The following is a 23,271-nucleotide window of genomic DNA, read 5'->3' on the forward strand; positions in this document are numbered from 1 at the left end:
TAATGGCAAGAATAGCAGGTGTTGACCTACCAAGAGAAAAAAGAGTTGAGATAGGTCTAACATATATATATGGAATAGGTTTATCAACTTCACAAAAGATTTTAGCTACTACTGGAATCAATCCAGACACTAGAGTTAAGGATCTTACTGAAGATGAAGTAAATGAAATCAGAAACTACATTAAAGACTTATTAGTTGAAGGTGACTTAAGAAGAGATGTTGCTTTAAACATTAAGAGATTAGTAGAAATCGGTTGTTATAGAGGGATTAGACATAGAAAAGGTCTTCCAGTTAGAGGACAAAAAACTAAGACTAATGCTAGAACTAGAAAAGGTCCTAAGAAGACTATCGCAAACAAGAAGAAGTAATAAGGAGGGAAACACATGGCAGCTAAACAAGTCAAGAAGACTAGAAGAAGAAAAGAAAGAAAGAATGTTGAGCACGGTGCTGCACACATTCAATCTACTTTCAATAACTCAATAGTTACTTTAACTGATGCAGCTGGAAATGCTTTATCATGGTCAAGTGCTGGTGCATTAGGATTCAGAGGATCAAGAAAGAGCACTCCTTTCGCAGCACAAATGGCAGCAGAAACTGCAGCTAAAGCAGCTATGGAACACGGTTTAAAGAGTATAGAAGTATACGTAAAGGGACCAGGTTCAGGTAGAGAAGCAGCTATAAGATCATTACAAGCTGCTGGATTAGAAGTAACTTTAATTAAAGATGTTACTCCAATTCCACACAACGGATGTAGACCACCAAAAAGAAGAAGAGTCTAGTTATTATATAAATTCAACAGGAGGTGTAACGAATGGCAAGATATACTGGAGCTACATGTAGATTATGTAGAAGAGAAGGTCAAAAGCTATTCCTTAAGGGAGATAGATGTTATACAGATAAATGTGCTTTCGTAAGAAGAAGCTATGCACCAGGACAACATGGCGCAGCTAAGAAGAAGATGTCAAACTACGGAGTACAATTAAGAGAAAAGCAAAAAGCTAGAAGAATATACGGAGTTTTAGAAAGCCAATTCAGAACATATTATGAAAAGGCTGATCACATGAAAGGTATCACAGGTGAAAACTTACTTAAGTTACTAGAAATGAGATTAGATAACGTTGTTTACAGATTAGGATATGGTGCTTCAAGAAACGAAGCTAGACAATTAGTTACTCATGGACATTTCTTAGTAAATGGTAAGAAGGTAGATATCCCTTCATACAGAGTTTCAGTAAATGACGTAATTGCTGTTTGCGAAAAGAGCAGAGGAACTGAAAAGTTCAAGACATTTGTTGAAAATCCAAAGACATTACCAAAATGGTTAGAAGCTAACGTTGAAAACTATGAAGGTAAAGTAGTTGCTGAACCAGCTAGAGAAGACATTGACGTACCAGTTAACGAAACTCTAATCGTTGAGTTATACAGCAAATAATAAATTAATATTTGTTTTAAAACGAATATATCTTAGATTTAAGTATGGAATCAGTTGCCCTCGTAATAAGGTTGCCATTTTAAATATAAGGAGGGTTTGTACATGTTAGAAATAGAAAAGCCAATAATCGAGTGTATAGAATCGAATGAAGATGGTACTTACGGTAAGTATGTAGTAGAACCACTTGAAAGAGGTTACGGTATAACACTTGGAAATGCTATGAGAAGAATACTTTTATCATCACTTCCAGGTGTGGCTACTACATCAGTTAAAATTGACGGAGTATTACATGAATTCTCAACTGTACAAGGTGTTAAAGAAGATGTTACTGAGTTAATCTTAAACATTAAATCTTTAGCATTAACAATGGAAGGTGAAGGTCCAAAGACTATCTACATAGATGCTCAAGGACCTGGAGTAGTAACAGGTGCAGATATAAAAACAGATGGAGACGTTGAGGTTGTAAACAAAGACCTACATATTGCAACTTTAGACGATAACGGAAAGTTATATATGGAGTTAACTGTTAACAGAGGTAGAGGATACGTTACTCAAAATAAAAATAAGAGTGATGAACTTCCTTTATCAGCAATAGCTGTTGATTCTATATACACTCCAGTAAAAAGAGTTAACTTCACTGTAGAAAATACAAGAGTTGGTCAAATTACTGACTACGATAAGTTAACTTTAGAAATCTGGACTAATGGAACTATTAAGATTGATGAAGCTATAAGTTTATCAGCTAAGATTTTAATTGAGCACTTTAAGTTATTCATGTCTTTAGGAGTAGCTACTAACGACGTTGAAATTATGATAGAAAAAGAAGAAGACAAAAAGGAAAAAGTCCTAGAAATGACAGTTGAAGAACTAGATCTTTCAGTTAGATCATATAACTGTTTAAAGAGAGCTGGTATCAACACTGTTCAAGAATTAGCTAACAAATCAATGGACGACATGATGAAAGTTAGAAATCTAGGAAAGAAATCCTTAGAAGAAGTTGAAAGAAAGCTTAAGGAATTAGGCTTAAGCTTAAAACTAAGCGACGAGTAGTAAGTAAGGAGGTAAATTCCATGGCAGGTTATCGTAAGTTAGGTCTTTCTACAGACCAAAGAAGAGCTATGTTAAGAAGTCTTGTTACAAGCTTTTTAAAGCATGGTAAAATAGAGACTACTGAAACAAGAGCTAAAGAAGCTAGAAGTATAGCTGAAAAAATGATCACTCTTGCTAAGAGAGGAGATCTTCACGCTAGAAGACAAGTTTTATCTTACGTTTTAGAAGAAGAAGTAGTTAAAACTTTATTTGAAGAAATCGCTCCAAAGTATGCTGACAGAAATGGTGGATATACTAGAATGATTAAAAAAGGCCCTAGAAGAGGGGACGGAGCTGAAGTTGTTATACTTGAATTAGTATAATATATTAGGGGATTAAGTTAATACTTAATCCCCATTTTGTATATAATTAGATATTATATAAAAATTTTAACTTTTTACTTAAAGTATATACACTTGTAAATAATTTAACATGATATATAATTAATTTATGGAAAAAATATAAAGTTTTTATATGATATTTATTATTACTTTCTAAGGGAGGGATTGAATTGACAAAAATGATTGAGTGTAAGAACTTAGTTTTTAAATATGATAATTTTGAAGATAAAGCTCCAAAATATGCTATCAATGGTGTAAATCTTGAAGTAGAAAAAGGGGAATTTCTAGTTATATTAGGACATAATGGATCAGGAAAATCAACGATAGCAAAGCATATGAATGCTTTATTATTACCAAGTGAAGGAACTGTAGTTGTAAATGGATTAAATACTTCAGAGGATAATAATTTATGGGAAATAAGAGCAGCAGCAGGCATGGTTTTTCAAAATCCAGATAATCAATTAGTCGCTACTATAGTTGAAGAAGATGTAGCTTTTGGACCAGAGAATTTAGGAGTACCTCCTGAGGAAATTAGACAAAGAGTTGATGAAGCTCTAGAAAAAGTAGGTATGCTTGAATATAAGAAACATGCTCCACATTTATTATCAGGTGGACAAAAGCAAAGAATTGCTATTGCAGGTATTTTAGCAATGAAGCCTAAATGTATAATATTTGATGAGCCTACGGCTATGTTAGACCCATCAGGACGCAAAGAGGTTTTACGTAATATAAAAGAGGTAAACAAGAAATATGGAATAACTGTTGTATTAATAACTCACTATATGGATGAAGCTGCAGAAGCTGATAGAGTTATAGTTATGGATGGTGGTAAAGTTATTTTAGAAGGAATACCTAGAGATGTCTTTTCACAAGTTAAGAAAATGAAAGATATAGGATTAGATGTACCACAGGTTACAGAGTTATGCTATGAGCTACAAAAAGCTGGTATAGATATAGATACTAAAATTTTAAATGTGAATGAGATGGTGAGTGCGTTATGTCAATTAAAATAGAGAATTTAACACATATCTATATGCCAAAAACTCCTTTTGAAAAAAAAGCATTAGATGATGTTAATTTATATATAGAAGATGGAGAATTTATAGCATTAATAGGACATACTGGTTCTGGAAAATCAACATTGATTCAACATCTAAATGGATTATTAGAACCAAGTTCAGGGAAGATAATAATTGATGATATCGATATAACTGAAAAAGGTGTTAAATTATCAGATATAAGAAAAAAAGTAGGATTGGTATTTCAATATCCAGAGTATCAATTATTTGAGGAAACTATTGAAAAGGATATAGCTTTTGGACCTACTAACTTAGGATTAGAGCAAGATGAGATATTAATTAGAGTTAAAAGAGCTATGGAAATGGTTGGCCTTGATTATGAAAAATATAAAGATGTATCTCCATTTGAGTTAAGTGGAGGACAAAAAAGAAGAGTTGCTATTGCAGGTGTTATAGCAATGGAACCAAAAGTTTTAATTTTAGATGAACCTACAGCAGGATTAGACCCAAAAGGTAGAGAAGATATTTTATCTCAGATTAAAAAGCTTCATGAAGAGTATAAAATGACTATTATTTTAGTTAGTCATAGTATGGAGGATGTAGGTAAGCTTGCTAAAAGAATAATAGTTATGAATCATGGAAAAGTAGCGTTACAAGGAGAACCTAAAGATGTATTTAAGGAAATTGATACATTAGAGGAGATTGGATTAGGAGCACCGCAGGTTACTTATTTAATGAGAGAATTAAGAAGAAGAGGATTTAATGTTTCTGATGAGATATTTACAGTTGAACAGTGTAAAAAGGAATTATTAAGAGTTCTTCTGAATGATAAAAAAATTAATATGGGAGAAAAGTAATTATGATTAAGGATATAACTATAGGACAATATTTGCCTGGCGATTCATTTGTTCATAATCTAGACCCTAGAACTAAGATATTATTATCAATATTATTTATAGTTTGCTTATTTGTAATTGATAAATTTGTAGGGTATGCGTTTGTTGTTGCTTTTTTAGCATTGGTGGTATACATTTCACAAATACCCCCTAGATATTTATATAAAGGTTTAAAACCAGTATTTTTCTTAATAATTTTAACTGCAGTATTAAACATATTTATGTTAAGAGGCGGAGCTTTATTATTTGAATTTGGTTTTATTAAGATATATGAAGAGGGAATAAGAACAGCTGTATTCATGGCTGTAAGGTTAGTATTATTAATAATGGGTACTTCAGTATTAACACTAACTACATCACCTATAGAGCTTACAGATGGTATAGAAAGACTATTAAGACCTATAGGTAAAGAAATAGCACATGAATTAGCTATGATGATGACAATAGCTTTAAGATTTATACCTACATTAATAGATGAGACTGATAAGATTATGAAAGCTCAAAAGGCAAGAGGAGCAGATTTTGAAACAGGTGGTATAATTCAAAAGGCGAAGAGTTTAATTCCATTACTTGTACCACTATTTATTAGCTCATTTAGAAGAGCTGATGAGTTAGCAATGGCAATGGAGGCAAGATGCTATAGAGGGGGAGCGGGAAGAACTAGAATGAAGGTATTAAAGTTCTCATCAAGAGACTTTATAGCCTTTGGTGTTTTCTCACTTTTAGTTATAGCAAGTTTTGCAATAAGATTTGCTATGTAATATTAAATCAATAAGGTGATAATGTGAATAATATAAAGCTAACAATAGAATATGATGGAACAAATTATTATGGATGGCAAAGACAAAAAGATAAAATAAGTATACAAGAAGCAATAGAACAGGCTATTGCTTCTATTACTAAGGAGAATAGTGAAGTTATAGGATCATCTAGAACAGACGCAGGAGTTCATGCAAAAGGTTTTGTAGCTAACTTTAAGACTAATAGTTCTGTGCCTCCAAACAGGTTTAGAGAAGCGTTAAATACTAAACTACCTGATGATATAGTTATAATTAAATCAGAAGCTGTAAATGACGAATTTCATGCGAGATATAACGCAAAAGGAAAGACTTATGAATATAATCTTTTAAATACTGAGGCTCCTTCAGCCCTACTTAGAAACTATTCATATCATCCTAAGTATGATTTAAACGTAGAGGCTATGAAAGAAGCTGCAAAATACTTTATAGGAACTCATGACTTCATTGCGTTTAGAAGTCAAGGAAGCTCAGTAAAAGGAACTGTAAGAACTATTTTCGATTTAAAAGTAGAAGAAAAAGATGAAATAATAAAAATTTCTGTTACAGGTGATGGTTTTTTATATAATATGGTTAGAATAATAGTTGGAACACTTATTGAAGTAGGCCGTGGAAAAACTAAATCGGAAGATATCAAAGAAATTATATTAAAAAAAGATAGGAAATTAGCAGGATTCTGTGTACCTGCAAAAGGATTATTTCTTAAAGAAGTTTATTATTAAAAAAATTTAAAAATTTGTTGACACACCCGAAACCGTGTATTATAATAAGTTTTGTTTGTTAGAATATTTATGTAGGTAAGATCCGCTAGCCCAGGATCTTAACATAAATCGGTAATTATAAAAAATTACTTTAAATGTAAGTTCAGGGAGGGAAAAACATGAAATCATACATTGCAAAACCACAAGAAGTTGAAAGAAAATGGTATGTTGTTGACGCTGCTGGAAAGCCACTAGGAAGAGTTGCTTCTCAAGTTGCTTCTATCTTAAGAGGAAAGAACAAGCCAACATTCACACCAAACGTTGACTGCGGAGATCACGTAATAGTAATCAATGCTGAGCAAGTTGTTTTAACTGGTAAGAAGTTAGATCAAAAAATGATGAGAAAATACAGCGGATACGTTGGTGGATTAAAGGAAACTCCATACAGAGAAGTTTTAGCTAAGAAGCCAGAATTTGCTATGGAAGAAGCTGTTAGAAGAATGCTTCCATCAGGAGTATTAGGAAGAAAAATGCTTGGAAAATTAAAAGTATATAGAGGTGCTGAGCACAATCACGAAGCTCAAAAACCAGAAGTACTTGAATTAAAGTACTAATACAATCTCGGGAGGAGGAATAAAAAATGGCAAAAGTTCAATACATGGGTACTGGAAGAAGAAAGAAATCAGTTGCAAGAGTAAGACTTGTACCAGGAAATGGTAATGTAGTTATCAATAAAAGAGATATCGAAACATACTTCGGTTTAGAAACTTTAAGAATGATCGTTAACCAACCATTAGTTTTAACAGGAACTAAGGAAAAGTTCGACGTTTTAGTTAATGTTCACGGTGGTGGATTCACAGGTCAAGCTGGAGCTATCAGACACGGAATAACTAGAGCTTTAATAAAATCAGATGAAAACTTAAAATCTGAATTAAAGAAAGCTGGTTTCGTAACAAGAGACCCAAGAATGAAGGAAAGAAAGAAATACGGTCTTAAAAAGGCTAGAAGAGCTCCACAATTCTCTAAGAGATAGTTTGGTGTTCCAAGAGAGGTTTTTACCTCTCTTTTTTTTATGTCAATATATTCATTAATTTGTTCCAGGTAATTATTTATTTTTAGCTAAGATAAATTTAGTTATATTAAATCTATGTTAAAAAACAGATACAACGCTTAACAATTGTTAAGAAGTATTGTAAACTTACTCTGTAATATAAATTTGTAATAAGTGAGAATCAAAATTTTATATTTTGTAAGTGAAACTTGCACATGTTCTTATGGGGGAAGGAGTTTCATTTATATGGAGAAAAGGAGATTATTATTTTGGATACTTTAATGGTTATAATCAAATTATTAGGCGGTTTAGGACTATTTATCTATGGTATGAAGTTAATGGGAGATGGTCTTGAAAATGCTGCAGGAGAAGGCTTAAAAAAGATACTTGAAAAAGTAACTAAGAATCCAATTATAGCGGTTACAGTTGGTGCAATAGTAACTGCAGTCATTCAAAGTAGTAGTGCTACCACAGTAATGGTAGTAGGATTTGTTAATGCAGGTCTTATGAATCTTGCACAAGCAGCAGGAATCATAATGGGAGCTAATATTGGTACAACAATAACGGCTCAACTTGTAGCTTTTAAATTAAGCACAATAGCTCCAATATTTGTTTTTATTGGTGCTATGATAGTTATGTTTGTAAAGGTAAAGAGAAAAAGAGAAATTGGTAATATTATTTTAGGATTTGGTATTTTATTCACTGGAATGGGATCAATGAGCTCAGCAATGAAGCCTTTAACAGACTCAATAGTATTCCAACAAATATTATCAACAGTTGGAGGAAACTTATTCTTAGGAGTTCTTGCAGGGGCAGTAATAACTGCAATATTACAAAGTTCTTCAGCAACTACAGGTATTTTAGTTGCATTAGCAACAGCTGGAGCATTAGATATAAATCAAGCATTACCAATTATAATGGGATGTAATATAGGTACTTGTGTAACAGCAATGATAGCTACAGTTGGAACTAATAAAACTGCACATAGAGCAGCCTTATTACATTTAATATTTAATATAGTTGGTACAGTAATATTCTTACCATTTATAGCAAGTCATTTATTAGGAAACTTTGTTGCAGGATTTACTTCAGATGTAAGTAGACAAATAGCAAACTCACATACTATATTTAATATAGTTAATACAGTAATAATGGTACCATTGATACCTGTCTTAATTAAGATAGTTACTAGATTAATACCTGGTGATGATGATGACGAAAAGGCTGGAGTTAAGTATATTGATGATAGATTATTAGAAACACCAGTAATTGCAGCGGGACAAGTTATTAAGGAAACTATTAGAATGGCTAATAAATCTAAAAAGAGTTTAGAGTTAGCTATGAGTGCATTCAATAATAACGATGAAAAATTAGCTCAAAAAGTTTATGAAAATGAAAATGTAATAAATATTCTTGAAGAATGTATCACTACTTATTTAGTTAAGTTGTCTAAGTGTGAATTATCAGATAAAGAAAAGAATATAGTTGCAGCTACATTCCATATAGTTAATGATATAGAGAGAATTGGAGATCATGCAGAAAACCTTGCAGATTTAACAATTCAAAAGATAAATAAAAAATTAGAGTATAGTGCTGAAGCTTTAGAAGAGTTAAAGTCTATTTATGAATCGACGTTACAGGCTGTAGATATATCTATTGAAAGTTATGAAAATAGAGATGTTGAAAAAGCTAAAACTGTTATGGAAGTAGAAGCTCAAATAGATAAAAAGCAAAGAAAATTCAGAGATTTACACATAAAGAGATTATATGATGGAACTTGTAACGCTTATGCAGGTGCAGTTTACCTGGATTTATTAAGTAACCTTGAAAGAATAGGGGACCATTCAACTAATATAGCCGAAAGTGTTATAGAAAATAATTAATAATTTAAAAAAAAGATGTTGTAGGATTAAAGCTTATAACATCTTTTTTTTATTCAGGTACTTTAAAAATTTTAATAAATGTAGAATGGTATAAAGAGTGATACATTAAAGAATACTAATATCAGATATGTATATTGGAGGAATAATATGAAGAAGATTATTATATTTGTATTTAGTATTTTTATTTTATTATCAATTTGTACAGTGTCTGCAAAAGCAAATGTAGAAAGTGATGATTCTAAAGTTATATTAATAGATCCTGGTCATGGAGGAATTGATGGAGGAGCTCAATCTAAAAATGGAACTATAGAAAAGGATATTAATCTCCAAATAGCTACAAAGCTTAAAGAAAAACTAGTTAGTAAGGGATATACAGTATATATGACTAGAGATGAAGATGAAGGATTATACCAAAAAGGTAGTACTATTAGAGAGAAGAAGCGTGATGATTTAAAAAGAAGAACAGAGATGAAGATAGAAACTAATTGTGATATATTTGTCTCTATACATCAAAATATGTTTGCGCAAAGCAAGTGTTATGGAGCACAGGTTTGGTATGCGTCTAATGATAAGAGCTCAACATTAGCTAATATAGTTCAAGATTCATTAAAAGAAACAATTAAAGATAATAATAAAAGAGTAGCTAAGCCTGCTGGTGAGGCATATTTGATTTTAAGAGATAAGTTTGATGGAGCATCAATATTAGTTGAATGTGGCTTTTTATCTAATCCTGAAGAGGAAGTAAAGTTAAAGAGTGAAGAGCATCAAAATTTAATAGTTGATGGAATTTCTTTAGGAATAGATAGATATTTTAATGAAAATAGTAATAATACTAATGATAATAGCAATTAATAAACATTGCCGGGGAAATAACACGAAAGGGTAATAGAGAAGAGTTAAAAGTTAAAGAATAAAATTATAATAACTTTATTGTATTAGAAACTATATTAGTAGTTCCATCTTTAACTTTTAACTCTTAATTTTTAACTATATGTTTATGAATCCTTTACCTTTAACTTCTGAAGCATCAATTATTGTAATAAATGCTTTAGGATCAATACGAAGAATTTTATTTTTTAAACTAATAAATTGTGAAGAAGTAATAGCTACATATAACATCTTCTTCTTACTATGAGTATATTCACCTTCAGCCATAATTGATGTAATACCACGGTGCAAGTCATTTATAACGTAATTTATAATTTCATTTTCTTTTTCTGTAAGGATTAACAATAATTTCTTGCTTGTAAATCCATTTAATACTTTATCTAAAATAGTTCCTTGTATGAACATAGAGATAAGTGTATAAAGCGCTTGTGGTAAACCGAAAATAAGTGCAGCAATAGCAACTATAATTAAGTTGAATACAAAATTAAGTTTACCAATTTCAAAATTAGAATATTTTTTTCTAATTACCATAGTTATAATATCTATTCCACCAGTAGAACCATTTCTATAAAATACAAGCCCCATACCAATACCACATAAGACTCCACCGTATATACAGTATAATAGTATGTCGTTAACTTGAATTAATGCTGATAATGGTTTAGTAATTATTAATGATAATGAAATAGAAAGCATACCTATAGCGGTATATAGAGTAAATCTTTTACTAAGAAATTTATAACTTATAAAAAATAAAGGAATATTTAATAGGAATACAGTAATACCTGATGGAATATCAGATACATATTGTAAAATAAGAGCTATTCCTGTAACCCCTCCACTTACAAGTTTTGCATTAGTTAAGAAAAGATTAACTCCTAGTGAGTAGATAAAACACCCTAAAATTATAACTACTACATCAATATAAAAGTTTTTTGATTTAAGTAAATCTTTCATTAGTGCACCTCATGTTACAATTATTATTTTTCATAAGTTTGATTATATATTAGTTTCTAAGAGATGTTAATATTATTTTAATAAAATTAGCAATAAAATATTGACAATTACGATAATATATATTAAATAGTAATAGTTATTAATTATTAAAAATAATAGATAATTTAAGCAAGTGAGAGGAAAATATGTTATTTTCTCTTTTTTTATTTATTTTTTAATTTTACAAGTATATATAGCAAAGTTATAATTAACAATATATTGTGTCAGAGTGTTGAAAAAAAGAGTAAAGTATACTATATATGGTGGAGGAAACTATGGGATATTTACAAAGAATATGTAACTATGCAGTTGAAGGATTAGAAGGGGAAAATGAAATCTATACAAGTAAGAAGCTAATAGAGAGTTGTGAAAATATAATAAGACCGTCAATGAGTAATGATGAGATTAGAAAGTCAGTAATTCAAATTTCACTTGAGTTAACAACAGATAGTGAACCAAAGTGGCAATATGTAGCTTCAAAATTATATATAGATAAACTGTATGATGACATAAGAAAAAACAGAGAATTAGAAGAAGATTCTAATGTATATAATGATTTTTATAGCTTCATAAATAATATGACAGAAAAAAAATTATATGGAGAGTATATATTAAACAGTTATTCTAAAGATGATATATATGAATTAGAGAAATTTATAAAACCAGAAAGAGATTTAATTTTTACATATAGCGGAATAGATTTATTAGCAAAGAGGTATCTAATTCAAGACTTTAGTAGGGCTGTTTTAGAAGCACCTCAACAGATGTTTATGGGTATAGCTATGCATTTAGCAATTCCAGAAAAAAAAGAGGAAAGATTGTATTGGGTAAAAAGATTCTATGATGTTTTAAGTTCGCTTAAAGCAACTATGGCAACACCAACTATGTCAAATGCAAGAAAACCATTCTATCAATTGAGTTCGTGTTTTATAGATACAGTAGATGATAGCTTGAAGGGAATATATAAATCATTAGACAATTTTGCTGAGGTTTCTAAATTCGGTGGAGGAATGGGAATATATCTTGGTAAAGTAAGAGCTATGGGTTCTACTATTAGAGGATTTAAAGGAGCTGCAGGCGGAGTAATACCATGGATAAAATTATTTAATGATACAGCTATTGCAGTAGACCAATTAGGAGTTAGAAATGGATCAGTTGCAATATGGTTAGATGCTTGGCATAAAGATTTACCAGAATTTTTACAGTTAAGAACAAATAATGGTGATGATAGAAAGAAAGCTCACGATATATTCCCAGGGCTTTGTTATCCTAATCTTTTCTGGAAGCTAGCTGAGTCTAATATAGATGCAGATTGGTATATGATGTGTCCACACGAAATAAGAACTGTGAAAGGATATAATCTTGAAGATTTCTATGGAGAAGAATGGGAAGAAAAATACTATGAATGTGTTAATGATGAAAGAATAGAAAAAAGAGTAATGTCTGTTAAAGATATAGTTAGATTAATTATAAAGAGTGCTGCAGAAACAGGAACTCCATTTGCTTTTTATAGAGATACAGCAAATAAAATGAATCCTAATAAGCATAAAGGTATGATATATTCTTCAAATCTTTGTACAGAGATAATGCAAAATACAAGTGCTATGGACATACAACAAACAGAAATAATTGATGAAGATGGAGACAAAATAATAGTAGAAAAAACTAAAGCTGGAGATTTTGTAGTATGTAATCTTTCATCAGTAGTTTTAGGAAATATAGATGTAAATTCAGATAAAGAAATTGAGTATGTAGTAGAAACTCAAATAAGAGCTATGGATAATGTAATTGATCTAAATTATTATGCGGTACCATTTGCAGAAGTTACTAATAAGAAATACAGAGCTATAGGTCTTGGAACAAGTGGTTATCATCATATGCTAGCTAATAATAAAATTCATTGGACAGAAGATAAGCATCTAGAGTTTGCTGATAAAGTGTATGAAAAGATTAATTTCTATGCAATAAAAGCTAGTGTTAATATAGCAAAAGAAAAAGGTTCGTATACATATTTTGAAGGATCTGATTGGCAGACAGGTGATTATTTTGATTTAAGACAATATAACTCACCAATGTGGAATGAATTAAGAGAAAATGTTAAAGAATTTGGAATGAGAAATGGATACCTATTTGCGGTTGCTCCAAATGGATCTACTGCTACTATAGCTGGAACATCTGAAGGTGTTGACCCTGTTATGGCAAGATTCTGGTTAGAGGAGAAAAAGGGAAGTATAATACCAAAAACAGCTCCAAATTTAAGTTGGGAAAACTTCTGGTATTATAATTCAGCGTATAACATAGAACAAAAATTATGCATACAAGTAAATGGAATAAGACAAAGACATATAGATCAAGGACAATCATTTAATTTATATATAACTACAGATTATACAATGAGACAAATAATGAACCTATATATAGAAGCATGTAAATGTGGTGTTAAATCAATTTATTATGTAAGATCTAAATCATTAACTGTTTCAGATTGTGAAAGCTGTTCAGCTTAAAACAGTGACAACTTAAAGTGAGTTAAAACTTAAGGAATAAAATCACCTGAGGTTATTTTAGAAAATTTTATTTAAAGAAAGTTGCTTAGAAATTTTATTAGTAACTTGTAATTTTAAATTTGTCACTAAAAAAGAAGTGAGGAGAAATGAGAGATGAATGTTAATAGAAAGCCATTATTTAATGAAAATGGTGATATAGATATAAGTAAGAAGAGGATGATTAATGGAAATACAACTAACTTAAATGATTTTAATAATATGAAGTATAGTTGGGTTGCTGATTGGTACAGACAAGGAATGAATAATTTCTGGATACCAGAAGAAATTAATCTTTCTCAAGATTTGAAGGATTATAATAAATTAACAACAGAAGAAAGAACAGCTTATGATAAAATACTATCTTTTTTAATATTTTTAGACTCAATACAAACTGCTAATTTGAGTAATATAAATAATTACATCACAGCTAGTGAAGTAAATTTGTGTTTAACAATTCAAGCTTTCCAAGAAGCTGTTCACTCTCAAAGCTATAGTTATATGTTAGATACTATATGTTCACCAGAAAAGAGAAATGAGATACTTTATCAATGGAAAGATGATGAAATTTTATTAACTAGAAATAAATTTATAGGAGATTTATATAATAATTTTATAGAATCACCTACAAAAGAGAATTTGATTAAGACTATAATGGCAAACTATATATTAGAAGGTATATATTTTTATTCAGGATTTATGTTTTTTTATAATTTGGAGAGAAATGGTAAAATGCCAGGTTCAGCTCAAGAAATAAGATATATAAATAGAGATGAGAATACACACCTTTGGTTATTTAGAAACATAATGAGAGAACTTCAACGAGAAGAGGAAACCTTATTTACGGATGAACTTAAAGAGGAATTAAGGGAAATGATGAGATGTGGAGTGGAAAATGAAATAAATTGGGGGCATTATGTTATCGGAGATAATATCCAAGGAATAAATAAAAATATGATAGAGTCGTATATAAAATATTTAGGTAATAAAAGATTAAAAGAGATAGGTTTAACGCCTTTATATGAAGGATATGATAAAAATCCTGCTAATTGGGTAGACACTTTATCAGATGCAAATTCAGTAAAAACAGATTTTTTTGAAGCTAAGTCAACAGCATATGCAAAAGCAAGCACATTAATAGATGATTTATAGGAAAATAATATAGAATTTTTTTCAGATTGGAAAAAATGTAAACAATTTTTATTAACAATAATAAAAAATATGTTATAATGAAAATTAGTGATAATTATTTGATAAAAATTTTAATTAATTTTTAACTTAAGAACAACAAGATTTATGCTTAAGTATAGGGAGGAATTCAATAATGAAAAAAGGTATTGCTGCATCAAAGGGTTATGCAATAGGTAAAGTATTCATACAAGAACATGAAGAAATAGTTATAACTGATGCTAAAGTTTCAGACGTAGCTGCTGAAAAAGAAAGCTTAAAGAAAGCTTTAGACGCTTCTAAAGAACAATTAACAGCTATAAAAGAAAAAACCCTTGCAGAAATAGGAGAGCACGAAGCACAAGTTTTTGAAGCTCATTTAACTTTATTAGATGACCCAGAATTCACAGGTCAAATGGAAATGACTATTGAAGGTGATAGCTTAAATGCTATGAAAGCAGTTCAAAGCGTTACAGATACATTTGTTATGATTTTCGAATCAATGGAAGATGACTATATGAGAGAAAGAGCTGCTGATATTAAAGACGTTTCTAAGAGAATCATCTCTAACTTAGCAGGAAAAGGTGGAAGTGGATTTGCTATAACTGAAGCAAATACTGTAGTTGTTGCTTACGACTTAACTCCATCAGATACAGCTCAATTAGATAGATCAAAAGTTGTAGGTTTCTTAACTGATATCGGAGGAAGAACTTCTCACTCTGCTATCATGGCTAGAACTTTAGAAATCCCAGCTGTAGTTGGTTTAGGAGATATAACTAAATCAGTTAAAAATGGTGATTCAATCATCGTTGATGGTATAGAAGGATTTGCAATAATCAATCCATCAGAAGAAGTTATTGCTGAGTATATAGCTAAGAAAGAAAGATTTGCAGCAGAACAAGAAGAGTTAAAGAAACTTATCGAAGTTAAGACTGTAACTAAATCAGGAAAGAGAATTGAAGTTTGTGGTAACATCGGTAAGCCTGAAGATATAGATCAAGTATTAGCTAATGGTGGAGACGGTGTAGGTCTTTTCAGAACTGAATTCTTATACATGGATAGAGAGTCAGCTCCAACTGAAGAAGAACAATTCCAAGCTTACAAAACTGTTTTAGAAAAAGCTAACGGTAAACAAATCGTTATTAGAACATTAGATATCGGTGGGGATAAAGTATTACCATACTTACCATTACCAGAAGAAATGAACCCATTCTTAGGATATAGAGCTATAAGATTATGTTTAGATAGAAAAGACATATTCAGAGTTCAAATAAGAGCTTTATTAAGAGCTTCTGTATACGGAAATCTTTGTGTAATGTTCCCAATGATTTCAGGATTAGAAGAATTCCAAGCAGCTAAAGCATTCGTTGAAGAATGTAGAGCAGAATTACATTCTGAAGGAGTTAAAACTTCAGATACAACTCAATGGGGTATCATGGTTGAAATTCCAGCTGCAGCAGTTATGGCTGATGAATTAGCTAAGCACGTAGACTTCTTCTCAATCGGAACTAACGACTTAATCCAATATACATTAGCTGCAGACAGAATGAGTGAGAAGGTATCATACCTTTACAATCCAATGCACCCAGCTGTATTAAGATTAATAAAAATGACTATAGATGGAGCTCACAAACACGGTAAGTGGGTTGGAATGTGTGGAGAAATGGCAGGAGATGAAGCTGCTATCCCAACATTAGTAGAATACGGACTAGATGAATTCTCAATGAGTGCTACATCAATATTAACAGCTAAGAAGATAATATTAGAACAAGAGTAATATTAAAATAATTAACAATAGATAAAAAAGTACGCTTAATAGGCGTACTTTTTTTATTTATTAATAATTGAAAAATATATCATAAATTGTTAAATTTAAACTATAGATTATTGAAGTATCATATACTCACAGTAAGAAAGAATAAAGGTAAATTATGGAGGAGATTATGAAAAAGTCTTTAGAACTATTTTTATCAATATTTAAGATTGGGACATTTACCTTTGGAGGAGGATATGCAATGATACCACTAATAGAAGAGGAAGTGGTAGTAAATAAAGGATGGATTAGTAAAGAGGAATTTTTGGATATTTTGGTTGTTTCTCAAAGTTTACCAGGAGCTTTAGCTGTTAACACTTCAGTATTTTTAGGATATAAAATTGGGGGATTTATAGGTGCGATGGTAGCATTACTTGCTGTAATACTACCATCATTTTTAATCATTCTAATCATTGCAGTTTTTTTTATGAAATTTAGAGATAACTATTATGTAAATGCAGCTTTTAAAGGGATAACAGCAGCAGTGCCAATGCTAGTTTTAATTGGAGCAATAAGCCTTTCAAAAGGTCTAGAGAAGAATATAAGAACACTAATAACTATAATTGTTGGAATAATTGCTTTGGCATTTTTTAATATACACCCTGTATTGGTAATAATTATTTCAGGATTATATGGAGTTATATTCTTAAAAAATCAGGTGTAATATATGGAAATATTAATTAAACTTTATTTTGTTTTCTTAAAGATTGGAACATTTAGCTTTGGCGGGGGTTATGCAATGTTACCTTTTATGCAGAGGGAAATAGTAGAAAATAATTGTTGGATATCAATGTCTCAATTTAGTGACATAATAGGAATATCACAAATGACACCAGGACCTGTAGCGATAAATTCAGCAACATTTGTGGGATATAAAGTTGGAGGAGTGGCTGGTAGTGTTGTAGCAACACTAGGAGTTATAACAACATCGTTTATATTAGTAACAATTATAAATAAGATATTAGATAAGTTTAAAGAATCGATTACTGTAAAGGCTATGTTAGCTGGTATGAGACCTATACTTATAGCTTTAATAATATATGCATTTATAGATTTAGCTAAAGAATCATACGTAGATTTAAAAAGCATAATTATAACTATAATAATAGGAATTATATTAGTCTCCAAGAAAGTACATCCAATTTTAGTTATAGTTATTGCGGCAATATTAGGACTAATATTTTATTTGTAACTAATAATATTAATAGGATAAAAATATAACTTAGATAAAGTTTTTAAGAAAATTATAGGAGGAGAATAATGATTACTGTTATTAAGAATATACATGTTTACGCGCCAGAAGATTTAGGAATTAAAGATGTAGTAATAACTTCAAATAAAATTGAAGGAATATATGATAATGTAGAAATTCCAAATAATTTTGTAGCAATAGAAATAATTGATGGGAAAGGAAAGCTACTTTATCCAGGATTTATAGATAATCATGTTCATATATTAGGTGGAGGTGGTGAAGGTGGATTTAAGACACGTACACCAGAGATGCAGTTATCAACGCTAATAGAAGCTGGAGTAACGACAGTAGTAGGATGTATTGGAACTGATGGAGTATGTAGAAATATGAGATCATTAATTGCAAAAGCTAAAGGATTAGAAGAAGAAGGTATAACTACTTATTGTTATACTGGTTCTTATGAGATTCCTGTAAAGACCATTACAGATAGTATAAAAGGGGATATGATGATGGTCGACAAAGTTATAGGAGTTGGAGAAGTAGCGTTATCTGATCATAGAAGTTCTCAAGCAACATTTCAAGATTTCGTAAATACAGTAGCTAGTGCTAGAGTTGGAGGCTTGTTATCTGGAAAGGCTGGGATAGTTAATGTTCATTTAGGAAATGGAGCAAGAAAGTTAGAATATTTATCTAAATTAATAGATGAAACAGAGATTCCACCAACGCAAGTATTACCAACTCATATAAATAGAAGTGATAAGTTATTCTATGAAGGTGAATTATATGCAAAAAAAGGTGGTTTTATAGATTTAACAACAAGTAGTGATCCTAACTTTTTAGAGCCAGGAGAAATAAGAGCCGGTGAAGGATTATCAACTCTTTTAAGAAATGGAGTAGATATAGAACATATAACATTTTCTTCAGATGCTAATGGAAGTATGCCTAAATTTGATGAACAAGGACATTTAGTAGGGTTAGGAATATGCTCAGTATCAAGTTTATATAGAGAGGTTAAAGAGAGTATAAAAGAACATAAGGTACCAATAGAAGAGGCTATAAAAGTAATAACTTCTAATGTAGCAAATATACTTAAGCTTGATAATAAGGGAAGGATAACAGGAGGAAGAGATGCAGATTTTGTAATAGTAGACGAAGAAAGTTTAGATATAGATATGGTAATAGCGAAAGGAAAAATAGTTGTTGAAAAAGGAGAGGCTGTTGTAAAAGGAACATTTGAATAGTATTGTTGGCGAAGCTCATAAGCGAAAAGTCGACTACGTCGAGGTGAAAATGCTACTATCGTAGCAGTGAAAATTTAACTGAAGTTAAAGTGAAAGCTATTAATATAGATACTTTCCATCATTGCCATAGGCAATATTTTCACTGTCACGTCAGTGGCATTTTCCCTTTTGACAAAGTCAAACTTTTCACCAAAGTGCTACGCAATTTATTTAATACAGTGAAAAGAAAACGTGATGACCTATAGGGGTTATATTAGTTTTATCAACTTCTTGCATCCAACTACAGGTTGCAATTTCAGGATTATAAAAGAATAAGGCCTCTCTAGTTGGATCGTGGCCATTTATAGCCTCATGAACTGCATCAAAACATTCTTGAGTAGGTGATACTTGTATTTCGTTATTTATGACGCAAGAAAAAGCATTTGGTTGAAATACTACCTCCTCAATAGTATCAGGAAAGTTAGGAGATAATACTCTATTAAGTATTACCGATGCAACCGCTACCTTTCCTTCAAAGGGTTCCCCTTTACTTTCAGCATAAACTATTTGCGACATAAGATATATATCATTTTGAGTTAAATAAATCATTTTATCATTTTGGCTAAAAACTTCTACATACTCATCATTGGATATATCTATAAAATTATTTATTAAATTGTTGTTTTCTCTAGTCGTTAAAAGTATATTTGCGCTATCATTAATGATATTTATATCATTTTCAGAAGCAAATTTAGGATAACTATATAGTACTGAAAGGGAAAGGGTCAAAATAAAAGAAAATATTTGTTTTAATTTTTTCATAAAAACCTCCTTTTGGATATAACCCAATCAAACAATATTTTTACCCAAAAGAAGAAAATTAATACTAAAAATTTTCTAAAGACTTATTTAAAGAGTTTAATGAGTCATTTACATCGTCAAGTTTAGAAAAAGCATTCTCATAATTCTTATCTATAGAATCTTTATTATCTTTATAATTAGTAGATGATTTTTCAAATATTATAGCTACTTTTAATGTTTTTAAATAGTTAGAGTATAAGTTAAAGGTGTCAATTAAAGCATTGTAATATGATAAATAGCCTTCAGGAATAGATATACTATTAATATTGCTTTTTATATTTAAGAATTTACTTTCTTTATCAGCTATATCATTAAGTATAGAGTCAAATGATCTATTGTCTTCTCGGACTTTTGATATAGCAGGCTCAAGATCTTCAACTAATTCAGAAAAATTATTAACAGCAGTTTTGAAGTTCTTCATAAATGCTTCACCTTGAGATGTACTAATATTATTTTTTTTAGTAACAATTTCTAAATTATTCAAGTAATTTATCAACTTATCAAAAAAGACTAAAGAGCTATCATTGAATTTTATGTCTATGCCTAAATAATTTAAATCGCTATAACTTTTTAATAAATCAAATTGTTGTTCATTTATTTTAGTTACATATTCAGAAGAAGATGATATATTTTGATATTCTAGAGATGAAATACAACAATTATATAAAGTTTGGGCAGACTCTATAGATGAGAGAATTTTTGAAGATATATCTCTAGTGTAATCATCTAGAATAATTAAAGCACGTAAATCATTTTTAATTGTTTCTAAATTATTTATATTATTTCTAAGAGAAGTAACTATGCTTTCATTGTTTAGATTAAATTCAGTAGGATAGTCTTTGATTGAATTATTTATAGCATTTATTTCTTCAACTATATAATCAAATGTATTAGATTTAGAATTGTTATTTTTAAATTTATAATTATAAATAAATGCTATAGATATAAATGCCAGTAAAAGTACTAAGAATATAATTAATATAAACTTTTTGTTTTCACGAAGTTTAGTTTTAAAAATTTCCATTATATACACCTCCAAAAAGTATTCTTTACATAAATTTATATTAGTGAAAATAAATAAATATTAATAAGTTAAGGAAAAATAATAAAATAAAATTTCTTATACTAAGATTTGGAATAATGGTGTATAATTTTAATTAGAAAAATTATGGTGGTGGACTAAATGCAAGAATTTTTTACAGTGGTTACAAATTCACTAGCAAATATTTCAATAATGTCTATAGTGGATATTTTAGTAGTTGCATTTATTTTTTATAAAGGATATATGCTCATAAAAGAAACTAGAGCAGAACAATTATTGAAAGGTATAGTTTTTATAGTAATTTTAATTCCTATAAGTGGGTTATTAAAATTAACTATGTTGAATTTTATATTGAATAAGACATTAACTATAGGAGTATTATCGGTAGTTATTATTTTTCAACCAGAAATAAGAAGAGCATTAGAGCATTTAGGAAGAAGTGCTTTTGAAGATGTATATGGTTTTGAAGATAGTGAGAAGAGAAATATATATGTAAAAGAAATAGTAACAGCAGTATCTAATTTAGCTGAAACAAAGACAGGAGCATTAATAGTTATTGAGCAAAGTACTGGGCTTGCTGAAATAATATCTAATGGAACTGTATTAGATGCACGAATTTCAGCCAACCTTTTAGAAAATATATTTGTAGTGAATACGCCATTACATGATGGTGCAACGATTATAGGGAAGAATAAGATATTAGCAGCAGGGTGTGTGTTACCTTTAACAGGAAATAAAGATATCAATAAAAAACTTGGAACTAGACATAGAGCGGCCATTGGGTTATCTGAAATATCAGATGCAATAGTAATAATAGTTTCTGAAGAAACAGGAACAATATCATTAGCTATCAATGGTAGATTGACTAGAAATTATGATAAAGAAAAATTAAGAGTAGTTTTATTAAAGATAATGGAGCATAGAGAAGAAAAGAGAGTTAAAACAGCAGGCAAGAAGGTGAAATTATGGATAACTGGAATAATAAACAAAAAGCAATAGTTCAAATGGTATGTCTTTTGTTATCCATAGCTTTATGGTTTTATGTGACAAATGTTGAAAATCCAATTAAGACACAAGATATAAATAAAGTGCCGGTTCAACTTATGAACGAAGGAGTGCTTAAAGATTCTAATCTAACATTAGCACCTAATCAGCAATTTTTTGTTAACCTAAAGATTGAAGGAACAACTCAAGATTTGCGTAAAATAAATAAGGATGATTTTGAGATTGTAATAGATTTAAGCGAATATGCATATAAGATTGGAGCTAATAAAATCCCAGTTCATATAGTGGATTCACCGGCTAGAGTAGCAATAAAAAATAATAGTTCATTGACTCTAACTATATATATAGAGGAGTATGTTAAAAAGGATATAGAAATAACCTCTGATATAAATATAATAGCTAAACCAACATATTATGTTGCACCAATAGAATTTAGTAATGACAAAGTAACTATCAGTGGACCAAAATCAGCTATAGATAATGTTGCCTCTGTAGTAGCTAGAGGGGAAGAATATAATTTAAGTGAAACTATTTCAAAAAGTTATCATTTATATCCAGTAGATGAAAATGGAAATAAGGTTGATAATGTTACATTATCTCAAGATACGATTGATGCTACGATAAATGTAAATGAAGGCAAAATTGTTCCAGTTAAAGTAAATACAGTAGGTGAATTAATAAGTGGAATAAGATTAAAGGATTTTACATCAAATTACAAAGAAGTAGAATTAAGTGGTCCTAAAGAAATTTTAGATACTATTGATGTTATTGAAACTAATCCAGTAAATTTATCAAATATTACAGGTGATACAACTATAGATGTAGATTTAAAAATACCAGATAAAGTACAAGTTAATTTAGGAGATGTTAATAGTGTTTCTGTAACTATTACTGTAGAAAATGAATCAAGTAAAGAAGTAACTGTAGATGTTGCTTTAAATGGAGTTGTTGACGGGTTAAATCTGGATGTTACAAATAAGACAGTAAGAGTTAAGGTTATTGGTTATGAAGAAGATATAAAGAATATAACTGCAGAATCTATAACAGCTAACTTAGATTTATCAAGTTATACTGAAGCAGGGCAATTTACTGAATATCCAGCGATAACATTAAATTCTCCTAATGATAAAGTTAGATTAGAAGTTCTAGATAAAGTATCATTTAATTTAGAAAAAGTAGTTACGGAAACTACGCCAACAGAGTAGTTTTTTATGAATAATTAGAAATTTATAAGTTATGCTTAATGAATAAAGTCAGCTTAATAGCAGGCTTTATTTTTTTATAAAAAACTGTATTAATAATTAAGATATGATAAAATATAGAACTATAAGAAAG

The 23,271-nt window shown here is 29.9% G+C and carries 24 protein-coding genes; 21 read left to right on the forward strand and 3 right to left on the reverse strand.

Annotation, left to right across the window (positions count from 1 at the left end; all coding sequences use genetic code 11):
• The first annotated feature begins 2 nt into the window (after positions 1-2).
• From rpsM to cwlD, 13 genes are all read left to right on the forward strand, one after another.
• Positions 3-368: a 30S ribosomal protein S13 gene (gene rpsM, locus ARA56_RS12190; RefSeq protein ID WP_055267060.1), complete on the forward strand. Its 366-nt coding sequence runs from the start codon at positions 3-5 to the stop codon at positions 366-368.
• A 15-nt stretch (positions 369-383) separates the two neighbouring features.
• Positions 384-779 carry a 30S ribosomal protein S11 gene (gene rpsK / locus ARA56_RS12195; protein WP_055267062.1) on the forward strand — a complete coding sequence of 132 codons (396 nt, stop codon included), beginning with the start codon at positions 384-386 and terminating at the stop codon, positions 777-779.
• Between the two features lie 32 nt (positions 780-811).
• The gene (gene rpsD, locus ARA56_RS12200) at positions 812-1,432 is read left to right on the forward strand and encodes a 30S ribosomal protein S4 (protein WP_055267064.1); all 621 of its coding nucleotides are present in this window, start codon (positions 812-814) and stop codon (positions 1,430-1,432) included.
• Positions 1,433-1,534: 102 nt separating this feature from the next.
• The gene (locus tag ARA56_RS12205) at positions 1,535-2,482 is read left to right on the forward strand and encodes a DNA-directed RNA polymerase subunit alpha (RefSeq protein WP_055267067.1); all 948 of its coding nucleotides are present in this window, start codon (positions 1,535-1,537) and stop codon (positions 2,480-2,482) included.
• A gap of 20 nt (positions 2,483-2,502) precedes the next feature.
• Positions 2,503-2,844, forward strand: a complete 342-nt coding sequence (gene rplQ / locus ARA56_RS12210; RefSeq protein ID WP_032117049.1) for a 50S ribosomal protein L17 — start codon at positions 2,503-2,505, stop codon at positions 2,842-2,844.
• A gap of 197 nt (positions 2,845-3,041) precedes the next feature.
• Positions 3,042-3,875: an energy-coupling factor transporter ATPase gene (locus ARA56_RS12215; RefSeq protein ID WP_055267113.1), complete on the forward strand. Its 834-nt coding sequence runs from the start codon at positions 3,042-3,044 to the stop codon at positions 3,873-3,875.
• On the forward strand, positions 3,860-4,738 hold the full coding sequence (locus ARA56_RS12220; RefSeq protein ID WP_055267069.1) for an energy-coupling factor transporter ATPase: 879 nt from the start codon (positions 3,860-3,862) through the stop codon (positions 4,736-4,738). The genes ARA56_RS12215 and ARA56_RS12220 overlap by 16 nt, the downstream gene beginning before the upstream one ends.
• 2 nt (positions 4,739-4,740) lie before the next feature.
• Complete coding sequence (locus ARA56_RS12225; protein WP_055267071.1) at positions 4,741-5,538, forward strand: energy-coupling factor transporter transmembrane component T family protein; 798 nt, start codon at positions 4,741-4,743, stop codon at positions 5,536-5,538.
• A 23-nt stretch (positions 5,539-5,561) separates the two neighbouring features.
• Positions 5,562-6,296: a tRNA pseudouridine(38-40) synthase TruA gene (gene truA / locus ARA56_RS12230; RefSeq protein ID WP_055267073.1), complete on the forward strand. Its 735-nt coding sequence runs from the start codon at positions 5,562-5,564 to the stop codon at positions 6,294-6,296.
• A 158-nt stretch (positions 6,297-6,454) separates the two neighbouring features.
• Positions 6,455-6,889, forward strand: coding sequence for a 50S ribosomal protein L13 (rplM, locus tag ARA56_RS12235; RefSeq protein WP_055267075.1), 435 nt, complete (start codon positions 6,455-6,457; stop codon positions 6,887-6,889).
• A 26-nt stretch (positions 6,890-6,915) separates the two neighbouring features.
• Positions 6,916-7,308 carry a 30S ribosomal protein S9 gene (gene rpsI, locus ARA56_RS12240; RefSeq protein ID WP_032117054.1) on the forward strand — a complete coding sequence of 131 codons (393 nt, stop codon included), beginning with the start codon at positions 6,916-6,918 and terminating at the stop codon, positions 7,306-7,308.
• Positions 7,309-7,595: 287 nt separating this feature from the next.
• Positions 7,596-9,209, forward strand: coding sequence for a Na/Pi cotransporter family protein (locus ARA56_RS12245; protein WP_055267076.1), 1,614 nt, complete (start codon positions 7,596-7,598; stop codon positions 9,207-9,209).
• A 147-nt stretch (positions 9,210-9,356) separates the two neighbouring features.
• Entirely contained in the window at positions 9,357-10,061 is a 705-nt protein-coding gene (gene cwlD / locus ARA56_RS12250; RefSeq protein ID WP_055267078.1) for an N-acetylmuramoyl-L-alanine amidase CwlD, read from the forward strand.
• Between the two features lie 135 nt (positions 10,062-10,196).
• Here the strand turns inward: cwlD and ARA56_RS12255 are convergent, their stop codons facing one another.
• On the reverse strand, positions 10,197-11,054 hold the full coding sequence (locus tag ARA56_RS12255; RefSeq protein ID WP_055267080.1) for a YitT family protein: 858 nt from the start codon (positions 11,052-11,054) through the stop codon (positions 10,197-10,199).
• 314 nt (positions 11,055-11,368) lie between these two features.
• Between ARA56_RS12255 and ARA56_RS12260 the strand changes: the two genes are divergently transcribed.
• The 6 genes from ARA56_RS12260 (at position 11,369) to iadA (ending at position 19,049) form a co-directional block, all read left to right on the forward strand.
• Positions 11,369-13,600 (forward strand): ribonucleoside-diphosphate reductase subunit alpha, encoded by a 2,232-nt coding sequence (locus ARA56_RS12260; protein ID WP_055267082.1) that lies wholly within the window; start codon positions 11,369-11,371, stop codon positions 13,598-13,600.
• 153 nt (positions 13,601-13,753) lie between these two features.
• Positions 13,754-14,788 carry a ribonucleotide-diphosphate reductase subunit beta gene (locus tag ARA56_RS12265; RefSeq protein WP_055267084.1) on the forward strand — a complete coding sequence of 345 codons (1,035 nt, stop codon included), beginning with the start codon at positions 13,754-13,756 and terminating at the stop codon, positions 14,786-14,788.
• Between the two features lie 172 nt (positions 14,789-14,960).
• Positions 14,961-16,580: a phosphoenolpyruvate--protein phosphotransferase gene (ptsP, locus tag ARA56_RS12270; protein ID WP_055267085.1), complete on the forward strand. Its 1,620-nt coding sequence runs from the start codon at positions 14,961-14,963 to the stop codon at positions 16,578-16,580.
• 166 nt (positions 16,581-16,746) lie between these two features.
• Positions 16,747-17,280: a chromate transporter gene (locus ARA56_RS12275; RefSeq protein WP_055267087.1), complete on the forward strand. Its 534-nt coding sequence runs from the start codon at positions 16,747-16,749 to the stop codon at positions 17,278-17,280.
• 3 nt (positions 17,281-17,283) lie between these two features.
• Positions 17,284-17,808 carry a chromate transporter gene (locus ARA56_RS12280; RefSeq protein WP_055267089.1) on the forward strand — a complete coding sequence of 175 codons (525 nt, stop codon included), beginning with the start codon at positions 17,284-17,286 and terminating at the stop codon, positions 17,806-17,808.
• A 68-nt stretch (positions 17,809-17,876) separates the two neighbouring features.
• Positions 17,877-19,049 carry a beta-aspartyl-peptidase gene (iadA, locus tag ARA56_RS12285; protein WP_055267090.1) on the forward strand — a complete coding sequence of 391 codons (1,173 nt, stop codon included), beginning with the start codon at positions 17,877-17,879 and terminating at the stop codon, positions 19,047-19,049.
• Between the two features lie 210 nt (positions 19,050-19,259).
• Here iadA and ARA56_RS12290 read toward each other — a convergent pair whose 3' ends face one another.
• Together ARA56_RS12290 and ARA56_RS12295 are read right to left on the reverse strand one after the other, a co-directional pair.
• The gene (locus ARA56_RS12290) at positions 19,260-19,850 is read right to left on the reverse strand and encodes a cell wall hydrolase (protein ID WP_055267092.1); all 591 of its coding nucleotides are present in this window, start codon (positions 19,848-19,850) and stop codon (positions 19,260-19,262) included.
• A gap of 64 nt (positions 19,851-19,914) precedes the next feature.
• On the reverse strand, positions 19,915-20,913 hold the full coding sequence (locus ARA56_RS12295; RefSeq protein WP_055267094.1) for a hypothetical protein: 999 nt from the start codon (positions 20,911-20,913) through the stop codon (positions 19,915-19,917).
• A gap of 159 nt (positions 20,914-21,072) precedes the next feature.
• Here ARA56_RS12295 and cdaA point away from each other — a divergent pair, with 159 nt between their 5' ends.
• Both cdaA and ARA56_RS12305 read left to right on the forward strand, forming a co-directional pair.
• Positions 21,073-21,930: a diadenylate cyclase CdaA gene (cdaA, locus tag ARA56_RS12300; protein ID WP_055267096.1), complete on the forward strand. Its 858-nt coding sequence runs from the start codon at positions 21,073-21,075 to the stop codon at positions 21,928-21,930.
• On the forward strand, positions 21,897-23,141 hold the full coding sequence (locus tag ARA56_RS12305) for a CdaR family protein (protein WP_055267098.1): 1,245 nt from the start codon (positions 21,897-21,899) through the stop codon (positions 23,139-23,141). Before cdaA ends, ARA56_RS12305 begins: the two co-directional genes overlap by 34 nt.
• Positions 23,142-23,271: the final 130 nt, after the last annotated feature.

It is taken from the genome of Clostridium disporicum (assembly GCF_001405015.1).
Lineage (GTDB): Bacteria > Bacillota > Clostridia > Clostridiales > Clostridiaceae > Clostridium > Clostridium disporicum_B.